Source organism: Rothia sp. HMSC067H10, from assembly GCF_001810635.1.
Lineage (GTDB): Bacteria > Actinomycetota > Actinomycetes > Actinomycetales > Micrococcaceae > Rothia > Rothia dentocariosa.
Genome location: NZ_KV802271.1, coordinates 19,268 through 36,200 on the forward strand (window position 1 = coordinate 19,268; position 16,933 = coordinate 36,200).

Below are 16,933 nucleotides of genomic sequence, written 5' to 3' on the forward strand. Positions count from 1 at the left end.
TTTCTCCAATACATGTCTGTGTTTCAAAAGTTCTTATTTTAGTGAGCCAATAGGTCCGGAAGCTATCGAGTCTGGTGTTGTGCCATTGCCGAAGCATAGAGGCATATCGCTGCAGCAGTACCCACATTCAGCGATTCAGCCGCGCCGTACACTGGAACTGCAATGCGCATCGTAGCCGCAGATTTCTCCTCAGCACTAAGCCCTTGAGCTTCATTTCCAAAAAGCCATATAGTAGGACGAGAAAGGTCAAACGCACCTTTTACCCCCGCCGGAGCTTCACTGTCAAGACCAGCGCGAAGAACTGCCGCGTGGTCAATAAGGTCTTGAAGATTTACAGTACCGTACCCATCGGCGGCAAGCACAACGGTTCCCTGAGATTTTACATCCTCGGCAAATTCTTCCAGCTCAACACCTTGAATAATGGGAACGTGAAAGAGAGAACCTGCCGTTGAACGTACTGTCTTGGGGTTATAAAGATCAACTGCCCCCTTCGTGGTGATAACGAGATCGGCCCCTGCCGCATCCGCCACACGCAGAATAGTACCCGCATTCCCAGGGTCCTGAATCCTGGATAGTACAGCGATAAGTTTAGGGTTGAGAGCGTTTTCACCCCATAAGACAGAGAACGAAGTATCCACCATGAACGAAATGGCAATAATACCTTGCGGGGTTACGGAATCCGCCATAGCCGCCAAGACTTCATCGGTCACGACACGCATAAAGACACGGCGGCCTTCCTCAGGTGTAGGGGTACCGTGCGCTTGTTCCAGAAGTTCAGCAATATCGGGGTGACGCTCATAAGCACTTTCCGTAACGTACACGGCGTCTAACACCGGCGATTGCAGATGAGCTTTCAGTGCCTCACGCACGGCTTGGGGTCCTTCGACCATGAACTGTTTTTTCTTGGTACGACCACGACGAGTGCTCAGCTTGGCGATGTCACGTACACGATCAGCATACGGATTCGACATCACGGTTGGGGAACTTATGCGTTCTAGAAAATTCACCCTTTAAGGGTACAGGCAAAAGGTAACCGATGCGCTCCCCCGCGCACACTAAAGTGGGGCTGCGTTTTACAGGATTTCTATGTAAGTAAAAAACGGTCGCCGTCATGAGACACGGCGACCGTTTACGCTTTAATACCTGCACTGCTGCAGGTATTACCTGGCTCTCAGTTACGCTTTAGGAGCCGAGGTATCCTCAGGTAGGTTCTTCTTAGCGATCTCAACCAGAGCGTTGAAAGCTGCTGGCTCGTTCACAGCGAGCTCAGCCAGCATACGGCGATCAACCTCAACACCGGCAGCTTTAAGGCCCTGAATGAAGCGGTTATAGGTCAACCCCTGTGCACGGGATGCAGCGTTAATACGCTGAATCCAGAGGCGACGGAAATCGCCCTTCTTCTTACGACGGTGGTCGTAACTGTATACGAGCGAGTGGGTGACCTGCTCCTTAGCCTTACGGTACAGGCGCGAACGCTGACCGCGGTAACCGGATGCACGATCGAGAATAGTACGGCGCTTCTTGTGCGCGTTAACCGCGCGCTTCACACGTGCCACGTGTGTCTCCTTCGTCTTTTATGTCCTGAACGGCCATCATGTTATACCGTGCAGGAGCGAGTCTTGGTCTATGGTGCGGTTTTCCCGCTTCTCTAGGCGAATTGTAAGCGTAGCTTACTTACCCAGCATCTTCTTAACAACCTTTGCCTGGCCACCAGTAACAATCTGGTCGGATGCCAGACGACGGGTCAAACGAGAGGACTTGTGCTCCAGGTAGTGGCGGCGGTTCGCCTGCTGGCGCTTAACCTTGCCGCTACCGGTGAGCTTGAAGCGCTTCTTAGCACCAGAGTGGGTCTTCTGCTTCGGCATAGCTGCCGTTCTCCTTACATTCATCCCCGCGCGAGCGGAGTAGCTTGAGGGGGAAGAGTGCCCTCCCCCAAGGACGAATTACGATCGGGGATTAACCCGCCGCACCGAACCCAAAGTTCAAGGACGCCACCTCAACGAGGGGCGCCCCCAAGCTGTGTTTCGGCTCTATTACTCGGCTGAAGCCTGAGCTTTCAACTCGGCAGGCATAGCATCTGCCAATGAGTTACTAACGGGCTTCGCCATAGTCGTGTCGAGACGCTCGCGACCCTTGCGGTTGCCTGAGTTCTGTCCACGGCGCACTTCTGCTTTACCGCGAAGCGGTGCCAGAACCATCACCATGTTGCGTCCATCCTGACGAGGACGAGACTCAATAGTGCTCACCTCAGCCAGTTCTTCTGCCAAACGCTCAAGCAGACGCACACCCATCTCGGGGCGCTGCTGTTCACGACCTCGGAACTGAATCATGGCCTTGACTTTATCCCCACCGGTCAAGAAACGACGAGCGTGCCCAACCTTGGTTTCATAGTCATGGGTATCAATCTTCAGCCGGAAACGGATTTCCTTCAGAACGGCGTTAACCTGTTTCTTGCGGGATTCACGAGCCTTGACCGCAGCTTCGTACTTGTACTTACCGTAGTCCATGAGCTTACAAACGGGCGGTTTCGCGTTCGGGGCAACCTCGACAAGGTCGAGTTCGGCATCCTCAGCAAGACGCAAGGCATCTTTAAGAGGAACAACGCCTACCTGCTCGCCACCGGGGCCAACAAGTCGGACCTCCGGAACGCGGATACGATCGTTTATGCGTGGTTCGCTAATGAGTAGCTCCTGTGCTCTGTGGGTTTCCCCGTGAATATTATCCGTGGCGAGCACTAAAAAAAGCCCTCGCCGTTTACAAGCGAAGGCACACATCGAATACCGAAAATTCGGTTATCTAACCCGTCTGCCTCATACCATATGCGGGCGGATGCGGGTGGGAGTATACTCCACTTGCAAACAGTACACTAGTCTACCGGGTTTATAGCTAATTCACAAGAAAATGCCAAGAAGGATAACCTTCTTCGTTATATTCCCGTTTTATCCCTGTGAAGCCGGTCAGTCAGCCCAGTAAACCTGCCGTGAGGGGCAGCTACGACTATGCGCATTACGCTACCCCGCACAAGGCAAAATCTTATCTGAAAGCCTGTGTGGCGAACATATGAAGATTTACATTCACGGATCGTTCAAGGTACTTCAGCACGCAGAATTAGTACACAGGACCGGTAAATTTCTCTCCAGGTCCCTGCCCCGGCTCATCTGGGATTGACGATGCTTCCCGGAACGCCAGCTGTAACGTCCGCAGCCCATCACGCAGCGGGGCGGCATGCTGCGAACCAATTTCTGGAGCCGCCGCCGTCACAAACCCCGCCAATGCAGTAATAAGTTTGCGTGCCTCATCCAAGTCCTGTAACTCCGCAGCATTATCTTCGGCAGCCAGACCGCATTTGACGGCTGCAGCGCTCATGAGATGGACAGCCGCAGCACCGATAATCTCAACGGCTGGCACATCGGCAATATCCCGCATCTGTTCACTAACGGCATGCATTTGTTCATCAGTTAGCTCTGTACCGCCGTGTACAGGTACAGATTCATTTGATGATGCGCCAAATTGAAAACTATTCGTCATATTACTCATGGTTCTAGAATCTCACACTCTCTAAAGTTCACCAAGACATCATCAACTGAGCCTACACAAATCTATGAAGCAGAAAGAAGCTTAATCTGCACAGAATCAACCACCTGTGACATAAGGTCGCTGCTCGCCAAACTCCGCTGAAAATCCTGAATTACCATATTGAGCTGTTCGCGGGTAAGTCCGGGAAGAACAGCAAGTTTAATCGCAAGTTCAGGACCGGCACCTCCGCCCCTTAGGATCTTCCCCGTGCCTGTGCGTGCCTGTACGCCATCACCAGTATCACACTGAATATCTACCAGAGCGGGTTGTGTAGAGATAAGGCGTTTTAGTTCATTTAGTACCTCGTCGTTGAGATACGAAGGGATCCACGGTTTCCCCTGCGCCAAAGACCAAACAGCGGGGCGACGTACCACAAAGGTGAGGTTCTGACCAGGATTCACAACAATGAGTTGGTTATCATCTTCCACAGCACTCAATGCCGTTTTACGCATAGAGGCTGCAACCGGGCGAGCCTGTGGGTGCCACTGCGTCAAAGCATCAACACTCGTAAAAACAGGAAGAGCTTTTCGACCGTCGGGAGCCTGCAGGCTGACTAATGCCATGTCAGCTTCTTTATCAGATACCAGACCATCATGGGTTATATGAGCTTGTGAAAGCTGAGCAACAATCGGAGCAAATATTCGCACTTCACTCAACGCTTCAACAACTGTTGCCTCATCAACTTCATCAGCTTCAAAAGAGGTCAGAACCCGCGCTAAATCTGGGTTCGTCAAGCCATCGTCTCCATAGTATTGATGGGTTTGTGACGTTCCCTCTCCTAGGTTCCTCCCTTTCCAGGGCTGTCCGCCAGTATCAGTTTGCCTCCCAGCGCTGCGCAATTGAGCCGCAATATGCTCTGGCAACGCGCGCCGTGCAGCTGCACGCTTTTGGGGTTCAGACAGATTCCGTTGTTCTTGTGGGTTATGAGGCATCATCATTAGCCGCCTTAAGAGCCTCCTCAAAAGTAAAATTGCCGACGTACAGTGCCTTCCCTAGGACAAGACCTTCCAAGCCCTGATTCGTCAGCGCACGAAGAGTGCGAATATCTTCCAGAGAAGCAACACCTCCCGAAGCCACAACGGGATGCTCAGTGAGACTGAGAACTTCACGAAGCAGCTGTAGCCCAGGCCCTGAGAGAGCACCATCTCGGCTTACATCTGTCACAATATACCGGCATGCTCCCGCAGTTTGCAGCCATCGCACTGTGTTATGCACGGAATCGCCACACCATTCGGTCCCACGTGCTACAACGGTTCCGTTGCGAGCGTCCAAACCCAGAGCTATCCGCTCACCATAGTGCCCTAGTGTTTTCTCTAACCATGCCGGATGCTGCAGCGCCGCCGACGTCACATTGATGCGATCGGGTTCAAGACTCAAGGCGAATTCCAAAGAACGTTCATCTTTAACACCGCCACTGACCTGTATTTTGATAGGATTCTGAGCTGTCGCACGAACTCGATCAATAACCTCTCGAAGGATGCGGGTGTTGTTACCACGACCAAACGCCATATCCAGATCAACAAGGTGAATCCATCGTGCCCCCGCGCGGCGCCACGATAGAGCCGCTTCCACTGGATCTGTACCCTCACTCTGTTGGGAGAGGCGACCGCCTACGGGACGCACTGCACGCCCCTGAGCAATATCGACTGCGGGAAGAAGTTCTAGAGTACCCATATTCTTATCCCTGTGACCCGTATACGAAAGTTACATATGCCCCGTACCCAAAGAGGGCTAAAGCAATAATCCACAGCACAATCTGCGCGCCAAGAGATATGCCCTGTTTACGGAAAGATATACCCCCACCGGCAAAGAATGCCCCAACAGTCATAAGAATAAGTCCGGAGTATAGAGGTGACATGTGATGCTCCTTCGCAGTTTTTCGTAAAATTTATGATGCTACAAACGGTTCATGACGGGAAGATGCGCAACCCAGCGGCGAAGAAATTCTTCACCTGCAGCACCCGAAGCTACCGGACAAAATTGAATTGCTGTGAGAGGACCGTTCTCGACAGCTGCAATATAACGCGGATCTGCATCAGTCCAACTGACAGCAGGCGGCTCCATATAGTCTATACTCTGGTCAAAATCCCAGGTAAACACGGCATCCTCTGCCTTGAAATTCAAGGGTTCAGGAAGATCCTGTAAAAATTTACTGGACGCAGCAGCCTCAACCCTATAGTGTCCTGGATGAGCCCCAGCGGTGGCCAGAGCTTGTGCAGCACCCGGCCACTCTCCCAATGCAGAAATATCAAGGTCTCCAAGATCTGGGTTCACGGTTCGGATAACTTCAAACAGCATCCCAAAACCAGCCCCCGCAACAAGGACAGGACGGCCGCCTGCAACACGCCTGCCAAGCACCCGATCACCGTGGAGTTTCCGCACAGCCTCGTATGTTTCGAGAGATTTCTTATGGCCAGCAATCACCATACCATCAGCGTCTCGTAGAGAATTGAGATCTGTGGTAACGAACGCTTGGGCACCGACGCGCTCGCACGCTTGCTGGAGCTCGCTATATGTGCCAAATTCACCAAGTATAGCTACGGTGGGACGTGTGGGCATAGAGACTCCTTAGTTCCGCTCCCACCGGATTCCAGACGAGCAACCGGGCGAGCATACAAATGTCATGTATTCTAGGGTACAAACTCCAAGGTTTCTGCCCCTAATCTCACGCTATCATCGCATACCGCATGTTACGTCGCCTGTATTGAGCATCATATGTCCATAAAAGGGCCCTACGCGATATAGGTCCCTTTCAAAGCCACCAGTCGCAAATTAGTCATGAGAACAAAGAATGCGGAACAGTTATAATAAGCGCACATCCAGTCACGTTTTCTAGATAGCAACTATGACTGCTATCGCACATTTGGGACTTCTAGACGCTGCCCAACTTTGACAGTTGAACCCTGCAGATCATTAAGTTTACTGATCTGCACCATGGTGTCGCGTGGATCAGTCTTCGGGTCTACCTCTTGTGCAATATCCCAGAGCGTATCTCCAGATTGAACGGTCACGTACCGGGTTCCTGCGCCTTGAGAATTATTTCCAGCGTTTGCTGTATGCGGCGATATAAGAATGAGCGCCCCAAGAACGACAAGGGCCGCCAGCGTTATCAGCGGAATGCCAAAAACCCAATTTTTCAGAGCCCTAGAGCAATGCATAGCACGTGTGAAAAATGAGGGATTGCGCATATTAACCACCGGCACACCTTTAAGTTTTTCTGGAACCCGCCGCTGTCCGCTTGATGTTTTACCGTTTACGCTCTGCTGAGTCTGAGAGGAAGATGTGACGTTCACTTTCTGTGGTGTAGCCGAGAATGAAGTTTCGTATACAGCTTGTACTTGAGAAAAAGTCAGTCGAGGATGAGGATGAGGCACACGGGAACGGCTCGGTGAAGCATAGTGTGTACGTGCTCGATAAGAGCCCTGACGAACACGAGCCGGGTGAATGACGGTTAACCCCGCCGGAATCCGGGAGGAAGAAGCAGCCGTTGCCATAGTATTTTCCTTTCCTCTGGTGTGTGACAAGTTCATATCCTCGCCGTTACACACCATTCTCAATGCTCATAATGCGGTTGGTATGAGTTCATATTCCTGCAGAAAGCACATATTTTGCTTTCGGATTCTTTCAGGATGCTCTAGAAATACCGAAGTACTTCGAAGACCGATAACCCCTGCACAGCAAGAGCTTGAACTAGAACATCTCACCGAAAGACCTCAACTTTTATCGAATATGTCTTCCGTAGACACCAACTATATCGAATCTAGTTTCGATAGTCTAGTAGAAAGTTACTAAATATTTCTTCGATCAGATTCGGCTTGCATAGAATATTTGTTTGAAGTTTTCCCTCTGATGCTTTAGACTGAGAACGAGACGGTTCATCGTTATGCCTACCTGGATCCAGTCAATGTTCTAGGAACCATAGCGTGCGCAAATAGTTAGAAAGAAGGCTCCGCATGACACCCGAAGCTCAGCGCCCTCCGCTGACTCCACGTCAGCAGAAAATTTTGGATGCGATTCGTACAGAAATCGAGCAGAAGGGATATCCCCCTTCGATGCGTCAGATTGGCGATATCGTTGGATTGGCTTCACTTTCTTCGGTGACTCATCAGCTCGGTCGTCTTGAGAAGATGGGATATATTCGCCGCGATCCAAAACTACCGCGTGCCATCGAGATTCTTGACGATATAGAGTCTGAGGGCGCTTCAGCCCATTTTCCGGAGCTGCCTACATTTGAGGTGAGCGATGAGGATATGGTTCCCGTGCCCCTCGTAGGTCGCATTGCTGCTGGTGGTCCTATTACGGCTGAGCAATCCGTTGAGGATGTTCTCTCTCTCCCCCGCCAGCTCGTGGGCAGCGGGAAGCTCTTCATGCTTCGCGTCAAAGGGGATTCGATGATTGACGCCGCCATATGCGACGGTGACTGGGTTGTTGTACGTGAACAACACACCGCCGATAATGGAGACATTGTTGCGGCTCTTCTTGACGACGAAGCGACCGTCAAAGTATTCCGCCAAGTAGATGGTCATACCTGGCTACTCCCCCGAAATTCCCAATATGAGCCCATACTCGGCGACCGCGCCACGGTGATGGGTAAAGTAGTTTCTGTTCTGCGAAGCATCTAACAGGGACCTTCTGAACTGCGCGCGTTTTTCTCAAAAGACACAACACTAGAGGTTCCGTTCCTGCGTATTCAACCGTCTCATGTCCAGAAGGAACAACAGCACAATGATTGACCGTGAGATCGTTTTTATTGTCTATGTATCGGATATTGAGGCCTCAGTGTCCTTCTATACGAGCATTCTAAATCTTGAGGTCAGTTTTACCTCACCACGCTATGTCACCATGGATTTAGCGCCGGGAGTCTCGCTAGCGTTGTGGACCGGAGCAAGCAATACTCTTCATGAAACTTCAACACGTACGTCTGAGGTATGTATAAATCTCAAAGGCTCCGATGCAGAAATCCTCACGCAGTACCAAGCCTGGGTGGAACAAGGGGTTGTCATATTGGAAGAGCCCCATCGTGATGTATTTGGGATGACTTTCGTAGCAAGTGATCTAGATGGGAACCGTATCCGAGTTGCCCCGATAGACTAACTAATTACTATAGGCAGCCATAAGCGCACAATACATCAGGGAGGGTACCGTCGAACGGTACCCTCCCTTTCTCACATTACATCTATGGACGCTTCGCTACGTTTATGTCTCGGCACCAGTACCGGAATACGACGTGCATTAAGCCCGCGTATCTTATTGCTTTTAGTCAATACTCTGATAGAGCCGTTCTAAAGCACCCAAAACAACATTCTTATCCTGGGTGGTCCAAAGGTTAGGCATCGCCCGCATCAGGTACCCACCGTATCGCTGAGTCGCCAGCCTAGAGTCAAGGATCGCCACTACCCCGCGATCGTGGACGGAACGTATCAATCGCCCTGCTCCCTGAGACATGCGGATTGCCGCATGATATGCCGAAACAGCCATAAACCCATTCCCGCCTTTTTCTGCCACGGCACGGGTACGCGCTTGAGCGAGAGGATCGTCTGGGCGCGGGAACGGTATACGGTCTATCAGTACCAGGCGACAGGAATCCCCGGGAACATCCACTCCCTGCCAAAGGCTCATGGTGCCGAAAAGACAAGAATTTATATCTTCAGTAAACTCCTCGACAAGAGCCCGCAATGAGGACTCTCCCTGCAAGAGAATATTCAAATCCGTGTGCTGACGTACATATTCAGCCGCCTGCTCGGCACCTCGCTTCGACGAGAATAACCCCAGAACCCCACCACCAGAAGCTTCACATAATTCGCGTAATCGTTCGAGCTGCTGAGGATTCACGCCAAAGCTCGGTTTGGGCAAATCGGAAGCCACGTACAGAATTCCCTGCCGTGGATAATCAAAAGGAGAGCCCACATCAAGACCTTCCCAGCGCGGAGCCTGCGGCCCAGCCAGTCCCAGGGAGCCGGCTACTGCATCGAAGGATTCCCCCACAGTAAGCGTTGCGCTCGTAAGAATAACGGTACGATCCTCAAAAAGCCCCTCACGTAAACGGCTTCCGATATTCAAAGGAGCAACGTGGAGTGTGGCGGGATCCTGATCGGAAGCTGCGGTATATCGTCCGTTTTCCCAACCGCCCTGGCGTGATAACCACAGCACTTCGCGATGTTCGGTAGACTCCAGCATGCGCGTTGCGGCATCGTGTACCTCAGAGACACGTGAACGAGCCATCTGAAGCCCGGCATCCGCCTCTTTATTGTCGCTCTTAGAGTCGGAAAGCGCCGCCCGTGCGGCATCGGCTACAGCCGCGAGTGCATTCAGAAGTCGCCCTTCGAGCCTTTCTATCAAGCCCTCAGAAACACCTTCACATGCGGTTTCTAAAGAACCGGCGGCTTGTTCAAGCGCGCTGGAGTCTGCTTTGGAGTTCTTGCGGATATCGCGAGCGGCACGCCTAATTAAGGAAGCAGAAAGGGAATCCGTCACCGCGCCGGTCACGCGGTCTGCGAGCTCATGCGCCTCGTCAATAATAGCGATATCGTGTTCGGGAAGTACACCTAGACCTTCAAAAGCGTTGATGGCAAGCAGCGCATGATTAGTAATCACGAGATCGGCTTCATATGCTTCTTGGCGCGCCCGCTCACTAAAGCACTCCTCAACGAGGGGGCAGCGTTTTCCCAAACACTCTGAGGCGCTCACGGATACCTGCGCCCAGGCACGATCCGATACACCGGGTTTAAGCTCGTCGCGGTCACCGGTTTCGGTTCGTTCCGCCCATGACCTGAGCCGCAGCACCTCTTCACCGATGCGAGACGTACTATGCTGAGGCATGTCGAAGAGAGTATCGGGTTCCTCTTCGGGATATCCGCCGTCGAGTTTGTGCAGGCATAGATAGTTGTTCCTGCCCTTGAGGATTGCGACCTGAGTTTCAGATTCGGGCTCAGAAGAGAGCGCCTCCATAAGTTTTGGAAGGTCTCGTTTTACGATCTGCGCTTGGAGGGCCAGGGTTGCGGTCGCCACGATAATGGGTTTTGTACTTGCACCCGCATGGTGCAGGGCTGGCACCAAATACCCGAGGGATTTACCGGTTCCGGTGCCTGCCTGCACGAGGAGATGCCGCTCAAGGTCGAAAGCTTGCGCAACATGGGCTGCCATCCTACGTTGCCCGAGGCGTTTTTGCCCGCCCGTTTTTTCAATCGCACGATCGAGCAAATCTAACACGGGCTTTGCACCGGGCAGAGTTTCAAGCTCCATTCCGGTGGGCGCAGTAATATTATCGGTCACGGGCGCTCACGCTCTCATCACGCGAGTTCACAGACAGCTTCGGGCTCAGATGCAGACTCTTGAAGCTCCAGTTCAAGCACTTCAAGAAGCTCACCATCGATCACATAGTCAGAGAGTTCTGCGGCGACATCCTCACGCACCAAAGCAGTGACAAAGGTCCCATCTGAGACAAACGCAGTGCTCTTAATCTCCGCGTCCCAGGCATGAAGACGGGAAATAACTTCACCGTGGTTGTAGGGGATCAGTAATTTAACTTCAAGCGATGGCCGCGGAATTGTATCCGCAATCTTCTGCTTGAGTTCGTCAATGCCCTCCCCTGTGCGCGCCGAGACGATGACGTGGTTCGGTTCGCGCTGTCGCATGCGTTCGAGGATAAAGGGATCAGCCGCATCCGCTTTATTGAGCACAATAATCTCGGGTATACGGCGAGCATCTAAATCTGCGATAACCTCACGCACGGCGCGAATCTGCCCCTCAGGGTCTGGGTGAGATGCGTCTACCACATGCAGAATCACGTCTGCATCGGCTACCTCTTCGAGCGTGGAACGGAATGCTTCCACGAGCTGGGTGGGTAGCGAGCGCACGAATCCTACAGTGTCCGAAAGTGTATAGCCGATGCCGTCCGGAGTCTGTGCTTTGCGCACGGTCGGATCCAGGGTTGCGAAGAGAGCATTCTCCACCAGAACACCGGCATCGGTCAGACGATTCAGCAACGACGACTTACCTGCGTTCGTATACCCCGCGATAGCAACCGAGGGTACCCTGTTGCGTTTACGGCTTAGGCGTTTTGTCTCACGTGCGGGCGCCATAGCGGCTATTTCGCGCTTGAGTTTTGCCATGCGGGCACGTAGACGGCGGCGATCCATCTCAATTTTGGTTTCACCAGGTCCGCGTGAACCAATGCCTTCACCGGATGCTGCACGCCCGCCTGCCTGGCGTGACAGGGATGCGCCCCAGCCGCGCAGACGCGGAAGCATGTATTCGAGTTGGGCAAGTTCGACCTGTGCTTTGCCTTCACGAGATTTCGCGTGTTGAGCAAAGATGTCTAGAATCAGGGCGGTACGATCGATCACTTTGACTTTGACGATATCTTCGAGGGCTCGTCGTTGTGAGGGTGCTAATTCAGAATCGACGATCACGGTATCAGCACCGGTTGCCTCAACAATGTCTTTGAGTTCGAGGGCTTTTCCTGAGCCAAGAAAAGTTCCGGGGTCAGGTTTGAGGCGGCGCTGAACTAGCCCGTCCAGCACTTCAGATCCTGCGGTTTCGGCGAGTGCAGCGAGTTCTCGCAGAGAGTTCTCAGCATCTTCGACGGTCCCTTCGGTCCATAGCCCGGCGAGAACCACGCGTTCTAGGCGCAGCTGACGGTATTCGACTTCGGTCACATCATCGAGCTCGGTAGAAAGCCCGGCGACTCGGCGTAATGCGCGGCGTTCGGCAAGGTCTTCCTGCTCGCCGTCAAATTCTGAGTGTTCCCGCTGATTATCGGAAATTTCTCGGGCACGGGTATCGAGCACGCGGCGTTGTGCGGTGCTACCGGTGCTTTCGGGGTAGATAGTGGTCTGTGCCGCTGCGTCTGCACGACCCAGGACTCGTTCTACGGTTCGGCGTAGCTGCTCATCACTGGGCAACTTTTCGCTGGAAAAAGAGGTATTTGTTATTTTCATATGTTCCTCTATTTTAGCGGTCGCATGCCACAGTTGTCGCGGTTTTCGGGTATCTCTCGCTGTGGGCGCATCAGCGTAGCAGCGATGATGCGGAGCGCATCCGGGTACACTGGATTCATGAGCGAACAGCATTATTTTTCCTCGTCTCCCGAAACCGAGTTCAAACCTCGAACGGTTCAGGTTGACTTGGCGGGGCGTCAGGTTTCTGTGACGACCGCGAACGGTATTTTTAGTCCTTCGGGAATAGACAAGGGAACTGCGGTTCTTTTCGCGCAGGTACCTGAGCCGCACGGAAAATATATGCTCGATATTGGATGCGGCTGGGGACCCATCGCGTTATCTTTAGCTATGCTTGCTCCGCAATCTGAGGTTTATGGGATTGACGTCAATTCCCGGTCGCTTTCGCTTACGGAACAGAATGCCCGCGCTTTGGGGTTGCATAACGTCTCGGTGAGCACCCCCGATGAGATAGATCCCACGTTACGTTTCGATACTATCTGGTCCAATCCTCCGATTCGCGTGGGTAAAGAGGTTTTGCACAATATTCTGCTCACGTGGCTTCCGCGGCTAGCCCCCGGCGGCGCGGCTTATCTGGTCGTTCAAAAGAACTTGGGTTCTGATTCCCTGCAAAAATGGCTGGATGCGCAGCTCACCGAACGTTTTGGACCCGAGTTTTCGGTATCTCGATATGCCATGTCGAAGGGTTTCCGTATCTTGGAGGTTGTACGTTCTTCCAAAGGTTCTTAAAGGCTTCAGGTGGATGCTCACTCGATAATGCCCGCCAACTTCTTCACTTCAGAAGAAGGTTGACAGGCATAAGTTCTCAAAAATCCTGGGTTAGTGGAGCTCAATCTTGGCAACCGTCTGAGCTGGCCCTGCTAGAACGACGTGTTCGAGGTCGTCGGGGCCTAGAACGAAGGTTACTGCGAGCGTGCCGCCGGGAACATGAACCAGCCATTCATCGGGCGCCTCTTCGCCACCCCAAAAACGGGTTGCCGCCGCAGCCGCGCATGCGCCAGTCCCGCAGGATAGAGTCTCACCTACGCCGCGTTCGTATACGCGCATCCTGATGGCTCCAACGTTTTTATTCTCGTCAGACGTTTCTAGATCAACCGGAACCACAAACTCAACGTTAGTCCCTTTTTCCGGTGCTGGATTTACCTGTGGCTGGCTGTTCAGATCGAGTCCGTCCAACTTGCCTTCCTGACCCAGCATCACCACAGTGTGGGGGTTACCCATCGAAATCGACAGACCGGCTCGGGGAGTCATCAGTCCACGCGCCGAAACATGCGAATCTTCACCACTTTCGCGTGCTGTGTCTCCATGGATAAAACTCCACGGACCCATATCAATGGCATATCCTTCTTCGGTGCGCGCCACGATTTTGACACCGCCTCGCGTAGCAATCTTGACGGTCTCACCCACCTCAAGGTCAATCATTCCTTCAGTACGCAAGTAATCGACGAAGGCACGCACACCATTCCCGCACATTTCGGCGATCGAGCCGTCACCATTGCGGTAATCCATAAACCAGATAGCGTCTGGATGCTCTTCCAGCATATTCTGCCCGGTCCTGAAATTTTCGGTATACGCTGCACGGATAAAGCCGTCGGCACCGATTCCAAAATGACGATCGCAGACACGCGCGATGAGGTCAGCATCGAGCGGGATCTCAGAGGCTGGATCGGTCAGAAATATAAAGTCATTACCCGTTCCATGCCCCTTTGTCAGAGTACGCCCGGCTAGTTCTCCCCACGTGGATACGCCATCGGTCATGCTCGTTCTCTACCCTTCGTTCTTCGTGACTAAATCTCTGTAAATTCTACCGGTTTACCGCAGAGGATGCGCTGCCTAAGCGTGTTTCGGTCCTTTACAACCTTGGCTCGCCTGATGCACGGCCTCAAGCGCTTGGCTGAGCAGGTTCTTCGATTCGGCGTCAAACCAGTGTACGCGGTCGTCCCCGCGAAACCAGGTTATCTGACGGCGCGCAAATTGTCGGGTTGCCGTCGCGGTGTCTTCGATCGCATCGTGTAGAGTATACGTCGCGCTCAACACGGAATCGGGGTCGGTGGACTGCACATCCAAAACCTTCAAAAACTGGGCGTACCCGATGGCACGTGAGGCGGTCTTTCCCTCGCGTAGACCATGCTGTTCCAGCGTTCGTACTTCGTCTAAAAGCCCTAATTCTGCCATGTTCACCACCCGCCGGTACAGGCGTTCGTGCAGACGCTTACGATTCATATCCAGCCCAATCTGTATGGCGGGTGAGACATATTCGCGTACTGGCATGAAGGCAGAAAAGGGACGCCCCGTCACCTCAAAAACTTCGAGGGCACGGATAACGCGCCGCCCGTCGTGAACACGCGCCGCAGAGTCAGGATCGACCTGAGCCAGGCGTGTACGCAAAACACCGATCCCCTGCTGGGTGGCTTCCTGCTCCAACCGAGTCCGAACCGCCGAATCCGTACCGGGAAATTCGAGTTTATCAAGAGCCGCCCGAACGTAGAGACCGGATCCGCCCACCAGAATAGGGTACTTACCGCGCGCTCTAATATCTGCAAAGAGCTGCCGAGCCTGATGCTGAAATTCCGCTACCGAAGCTTCCTGCGTGATATCCAAAATATCGAGCAGATGGTGAGGAACCCCCCGCATTTCCTCAGCGGTAATCTTGGCAGTTCCGATATTCATACCGCGATAGAACTGCATGGAATCCGCGTTTACGCATTCACCGCCAAGATGCCGGGCAAGAGCAGTTGCGAGCGCACTCTTACCGGTACCGGTGGCACCGACAATAGCGATAATAGGAGGCTCTAAGGGGTACGTCATGGGTCTATTGTACGGGTCTACAGATAATATAAGACCACACGCACGCCCCGCAGTATCTAAGACTTAGGCCCAATAGTAGGCATGCCAAGTCCCACAGGACCGCCCGAAGCCTGAGTAGTTCCGGCACCGCAGGATTCAGCCTGTGAACGGTCCCAGGCATCCCCGGCTCGGGTGCGGCGAAGCTGATACTGCTCAGCGGTGGGATCTGAAATCAAATGGAATGACCCTGCCTCAGTGATAGGAACGGTCACCATATCTCCGGGGCGAGGCTCTTCGCACCCAGCAGGTACTGAGAAATGCACGAGGCGCTGATCCGGTCCGCGGCCCGCCAGACGATGCGTCTGCTGAGCTTTACGCCCAGACTCGGCGACAACCATCAGCTCAACGGTTTTACCCAACTGTTTACGATTCTCTTCACCAGCGATACGGTCCTGCAGAGCCACTAAGCGTTCGTAGCGCTCTTGCACAATATCTTTTGGAATCTGGTTTTCCATAGTCGCCGCCGGGGTGCCGGGGCGAATTGAGTACTGGAAGGTAAACGCTGACGAGAACCGGGCCTGCTCCACCACGCGTAGCGTATCCTGGAAGTCTTCTTCGCTCTCACCAGGGAATCCCACAATAATATCGGTGGTAATGACAGCATGCGGAATGCGCTCGCGCACCTTCTCTAAAATACCCAAGAATTTCTTGGATCGGTATGAGCGGCGCATGTCTTTGAGCACCTTATCCGATCCCGATTGAAGCGGCATATGCAGAACAGGCATGACGTTCGGGGTTTCTGCCATCGCTTCTATCACATCGTCGGTGAACATAGCCGGATGCGGTGAGGTGAACCGTACTCGTTCCAGCCCCTCAATATCACCGCAGGCGCGCAATAGTTTGGAGAATGCCTGACGATCCCCAAATTCCACGCCGTAGGAGTTCACGTTCTGCCCCAGCAGAGTTACTTCGATCGCGCCGTCATCAACGAGCGCCTGAACTTCAGCGAGGATATCGCCGGGTCGGCGATCTTTCTCTTTACCGCGCAGTGACGGCACAATGCAGAAGGTACAAGTGTTGTTACATCCTACGGAGATTGACACCCAGCCCGAGTACACATGATCGCGTTTCGTGGGTAGGGTCGAGGGGAACACCTCAAGCGATTCGAGCAGTTCCGCCTGCGCTTCGTGATTGTGACGGGCGCGTTCAAGGAGTGTGGGGAGCGAGCCAATATTGTGGGTGCCGAACACGACATCTACCCAGGGGGCTTTTTCGATAATAGTGTTTTGGTCTTTTTGGGCCAAGCATCCGCCTACAGCAATTTGCATGCCTTCGTGTCGTCGCTTCACGGAGGCCAACTGTCCCAAATGTCCATAGAGACGATTCGAAGCGTTCTCGCGCACCGCGCATGTGTTAAACACCACGAGGTCGGGTTCTTCTCCCTCGGCGGCGCGTACATACCCGTTCGCTTCTAGCAAACCAGACATACGTTCAGAATCGTGAACGTTCATTTGACAGCCAAAGGTGCGAACTTCATAGGTTCGGGGAGTTTCAGCGGACGTTGCGGATTCAGCAGAAAAATCATTTAGGGTCATGCTCACGCCATTAGGGTA

The 16,933-nt window shown here is 53.1% G+C and carries 19 protein-coding genes; 4 read left to right on the top strand and 15 right to left on the bottom strand.

Going from position 1 to position 16,933, the window contains the following annotated elements; genetic code table 11:
- Positions 1-62 precede the first annotated feature (62 nt).
- The 10 genes from HMPREF2756_RS00110 to HMPREF2756_RS00155 form a co-directional block, all read right to left on the bottom strand.
- Positions 63-971, bottom strand: coding sequence for a TrmH family RNA methyltransferase (locus HMPREF2756_RS00110; protein ID WP_246825768.1), 909 nt, complete (start codon positions 969-971; stop codon positions 63-65).
- Between the two features lie 204 nt (positions 972-1,175).
- On the bottom strand, positions 1,176-1,556 hold the full coding sequence (gene rplT, locus HMPREF2756_RS00115; RefSeq protein WP_004006288.1) for a 50S ribosomal protein L20: 381 nt from the start codon (positions 1,554-1,556) through the stop codon (positions 1,176-1,178).
- A 114-nt stretch (positions 1,557-1,670) separates the two neighbouring features.
- Positions 1,671-1,865: a 50S ribosomal protein L35 gene (gene rpmI, locus HMPREF2756_RS00120; protein ID WP_004006287.1), complete on the bottom strand. Its 195-nt coding sequence runs from the start codon at positions 1,863-1,865 to the stop codon at positions 1,671-1,673.
- A gap of 168 nt (positions 1,866-2,033) precedes the next feature.
- The gene (infC, locus tag HMPREF2756_RS00125) at positions 2,034-2,735 is read right to left on the bottom strand and encodes a translation initiation factor IF-3 (protein WP_083301628.1); all 702 of its coding nucleotides are present in this window, start codon (positions 2,733-2,735) and stop codon (positions 2,034-2,036) included.
- Positions 2,736-3,108: 373 nt separating this feature from the next.
- A complete protein-coding gene (locus HMPREF2756_RS00130; RefSeq protein ID WP_013398776.1) occupies positions 3,109-3,528 on the bottom strand; it encodes a DUF1844 domain-containing protein in 420 nt (139 codons plus the stop codon).
- Between the two features lie 71 nt (positions 3,529-3,599).
- Positions 3,600-4,310 (bottom strand): SseB family protein, encoded by a 711-nt coding sequence (locus tag HMPREF2756_RS00135; RefSeq protein ID WP_239668129.1) that lies wholly within the window; start codon positions 4,308-4,310, stop codon positions 3,600-3,602.
- A gap of 187 nt (positions 4,311-4,497) precedes the next feature.
- A complete protein-coding gene (locus HMPREF2756_RS00140) occupies positions 4,498-5,250 on the bottom strand; it encodes a HisA/HisF-related TIM barrel protein (RefSeq protein ID WP_048778736.1) in 753 nt (250 codons plus the stop codon).
- 4 nt (positions 5,251-5,254) lie between these two features.
- Positions 5,255-5,434, bottom strand: coding sequence for a hypothetical protein (locus tag HMPREF2756_RS00145; protein ID WP_004006282.1), 180 nt, complete (start codon positions 5,432-5,434; stop codon positions 5,255-5,257).
- A 38-nt stretch (positions 5,435-5,472) separates the two neighbouring features.
- The gene (locus HMPREF2756_RS00150; protein ID WP_070617095.1) at positions 5,473-6,135 is read right to left on the bottom strand and encodes an imidazole glycerol phosphate synthase subunit HisH; all 663 of its coding nucleotides are present in this window, start codon (positions 6,133-6,135) and stop codon (positions 5,473-5,475) included.
- A 293-nt stretch (positions 6,136-6,428) separates the two neighbouring features.
- Positions 6,429-6,869, bottom strand: a complete 441-nt coding sequence (locus HMPREF2756_RS00155) for a LysM peptidoglycan-binding domain-containing protein (protein ID WP_246825756.1) — start codon at positions 6,867-6,869, stop codon at positions 6,429-6,431.
- Positions 6,870-6,889: 20 nt separating this feature from the next.
- On the opposite strand from HMPREF2756_RS00155, the gene HMPREF2756_RS11560 reads away from it, so the two are divergent.
- The 3 genes from HMPREF2756_RS11560 (at position 6,890) to HMPREF2756_RS00165 (ending at position 8,670) form a co-directional block, all read left to right on the top strand.
- Positions 6,890-7,024, top strand: coding sequence for a hypothetical protein (locus HMPREF2756_RS11560; protein WP_256388166.1), 135 nt, complete (start codon positions 6,890-6,892; stop codon positions 7,022-7,024).
- 505 nt (positions 7,025-7,529) lie between these two features.
- Entirely contained in the window at positions 7,530-8,198 is a 669-nt protein-coding gene (gene lexA, locus HMPREF2756_RS00160; RefSeq protein ID WP_048753103.1) for a transcriptional repressor LexA, read from the top strand.
- Positions 8,199-8,301: 103 nt separating this feature from the next.
- Entirely contained in the window at positions 8,302-8,670 is a 369-nt protein-coding gene (locus HMPREF2756_RS00165; protein ID WP_048753101.1) for a VOC family protein, read from the top strand.
- A 162-nt stretch (positions 8,671-8,832) separates the two neighbouring features.
- On the opposite strand, the gene HMPREF2756_RS00170 is transcribed toward HMPREF2756_RS00165, so the two are convergent.
- Positions 8,833-10,818 (bottom strand): ATP-dependent DNA helicase, encoded by a 1,986-nt coding sequence (locus tag HMPREF2756_RS00170; protein WP_083301633.1) that lies wholly within the window; start codon positions 10,816-10,818, stop codon positions 8,833-8,835.
- Positions 10,819-10,865: 47 nt separating this feature from the next.
- Positions 10,866-12,515: a GTPase HflX gene (hflX, locus tag HMPREF2756_RS00175; RefSeq protein ID WP_070617101.1), complete on the bottom strand. Its 1,650-nt coding sequence runs from the start codon at positions 12,513-12,515 to the stop codon at positions 10,866-10,868.
- 117 nt (positions 12,516-12,632) lie between these two features.
- Here hflX and HMPREF2756_RS00180 point away from each other — a divergent pair, with 117 nt between their 5' ends.
- A complete protein-coding gene (locus HMPREF2756_RS00180; protein WP_070617244.1) occupies positions 12,633-13,262 on the top strand; it encodes a class I SAM-dependent methyltransferase in 630 nt (209 codons plus the stop codon).
- Between the two features lie 90 nt (positions 13,263-13,352).
- On the opposite strand, the gene dapF is transcribed toward HMPREF2756_RS00180, so the two are convergent.
- The 3 genes from dapF to miaB all read right to left on the bottom strand — a co-directional run bounded on the left by dapF (position 13,353) and on the right by miaB (position 16,915).
- The gene (gene dapF / locus HMPREF2756_RS00185) at positions 13,353-14,291 is read right to left on the bottom strand and encodes a diaminopimelate epimerase (RefSeq protein WP_013398765.1); all 939 of its coding nucleotides are present in this window, start codon (positions 14,289-14,291) and stop codon (positions 13,353-13,355) included.
- Positions 14,292-14,366: 75 nt separating this feature from the next.
- Positions 14,367-15,341, bottom strand: coding sequence for a tRNA (adenosine(37)-N6)-dimethylallyltransferase MiaA (gene miaA, locus HMPREF2756_RS00190; RefSeq protein WP_070617103.1), 975 nt, complete (start codon positions 15,339-15,341; stop codon positions 14,367-14,369).
- Between the two features lie 56 nt (positions 15,342-15,397).
- Positions 15,398-16,915, bottom strand: coding sequence for a tRNA (N6-isopentenyl adenosine(37)-C2)-methylthiotransferase MiaB (miaB, locus tag HMPREF2756_RS00195; protein ID WP_070617105.1), 1,518 nt, complete (start codon positions 16,913-16,915; stop codon positions 15,398-15,400).
- Between the last annotated feature and the right edge of the window lie 18 nt (positions 16,916-16,933).

Excerpts from the sequence above, each read along its gene's own strand:
- HMPREF2756_RS00110 (WP_246825768.1), bottom strand. The coding sequence starts at position 971 with ATGTCGAATCCGTATGCTGATCGTGTACGTGACATCGCCAAGCTGAGC.
- rpmI (WP_004006287.1), bottom strand. The coding sequence starts at position 1,865 with ATGCCGAAGCAGAAGACCCACTCTGGTGCTAAGAAGCGCTTCAAGCTC.
- HMPREF2756_RS00130 (WP_013398776.1), bottom strand. The coding sequence starts at position 3,528 with ATGACGAATAGTTTTCAATTTGGCGCATCATCAAATGAATCTGTACCT.
- HMPREF2756_RS00140 (WP_048778736.1), bottom strand. The coding sequence starts at position 5,250 with ATGGGTACTCTAGAACTTCTTCCCGCAGTCGATATTGCTCAGGGGCGT.
- HMPREF2756_RS00145 (WP_004006282.1), bottom strand. The coding sequence starts at position 5,434 with ATGTCACCTCTATACTCCGGACTTATTCTTATGACTGTTGGGGCATTC.
- HMPREF2756_RS00150 (WP_070617095.1), bottom strand. The coding sequence starts at position 6,135 with ATGCCCACACGTCCCACCGTAGCTATACTTGGTGAATTTGGCACATAT.
- HMPREF2756_RS11560 (WP_256388166.1), top strand. The coding sequence starts at position 6,890 with ATGAAGTTTCGTATACAGCTTGTACTTGAGAAAAAGTCAGTCGAGGAT.
- lexA (WP_048753103.1), top strand. The coding sequence starts at position 7,530 with ATGACACCCGAAGCTCAGCGCCCTCCGCTGACTCCACGTCAGCAGAAA.
- HMPREF2756_RS00165 (WP_048753101.1), top strand. The coding sequence starts at position 8,302 with ATGATTGACCGTGAGATCGTTTTTATTGTCTATGTATCGGATATTGAG.
- HMPREF2756_RS00170 (WP_083301633.1), bottom strand. The coding sequence starts at position 10,818 with ATGGAGCTTGAAACTCTGCCCGGTGCAAAGCCCGTGTTAGATTTGCTC.
- hflX (WP_070617101.1), bottom strand. The coding sequence starts at position 12,515 with ATGAAAATAACAAATACCTCTTTTTCCAGCGAAAAGTTGCCCAGTGAT.
- HMPREF2756_RS00180 (WP_070617244.1), top strand. The coding sequence starts at position 12,633 with ATGAGCGAACAGCATTATTTTTCCTCGTCTCCCGAAACCGAGTTCAAA.
- dapF (WP_013398765.1), bottom strand. The coding sequence starts at position 14,291 with ATGACCGATGGCGTATCCACGTGGGGAGAACTAGCCGGGCGTACTCTG.
- miaA (WP_070617103.1), bottom strand. The coding sequence starts at position 15,341 with ATGACGTACCCCTTAGAGCCTCCTATTATCGCTATTGTCGGTGCCACC.
- miaB (WP_070617105.1), bottom strand. The coding sequence starts at position 16,915 with ATGACCCTAAATGATTTTTCTGCTGAATCCGCAACGTCCGCTGAAACT.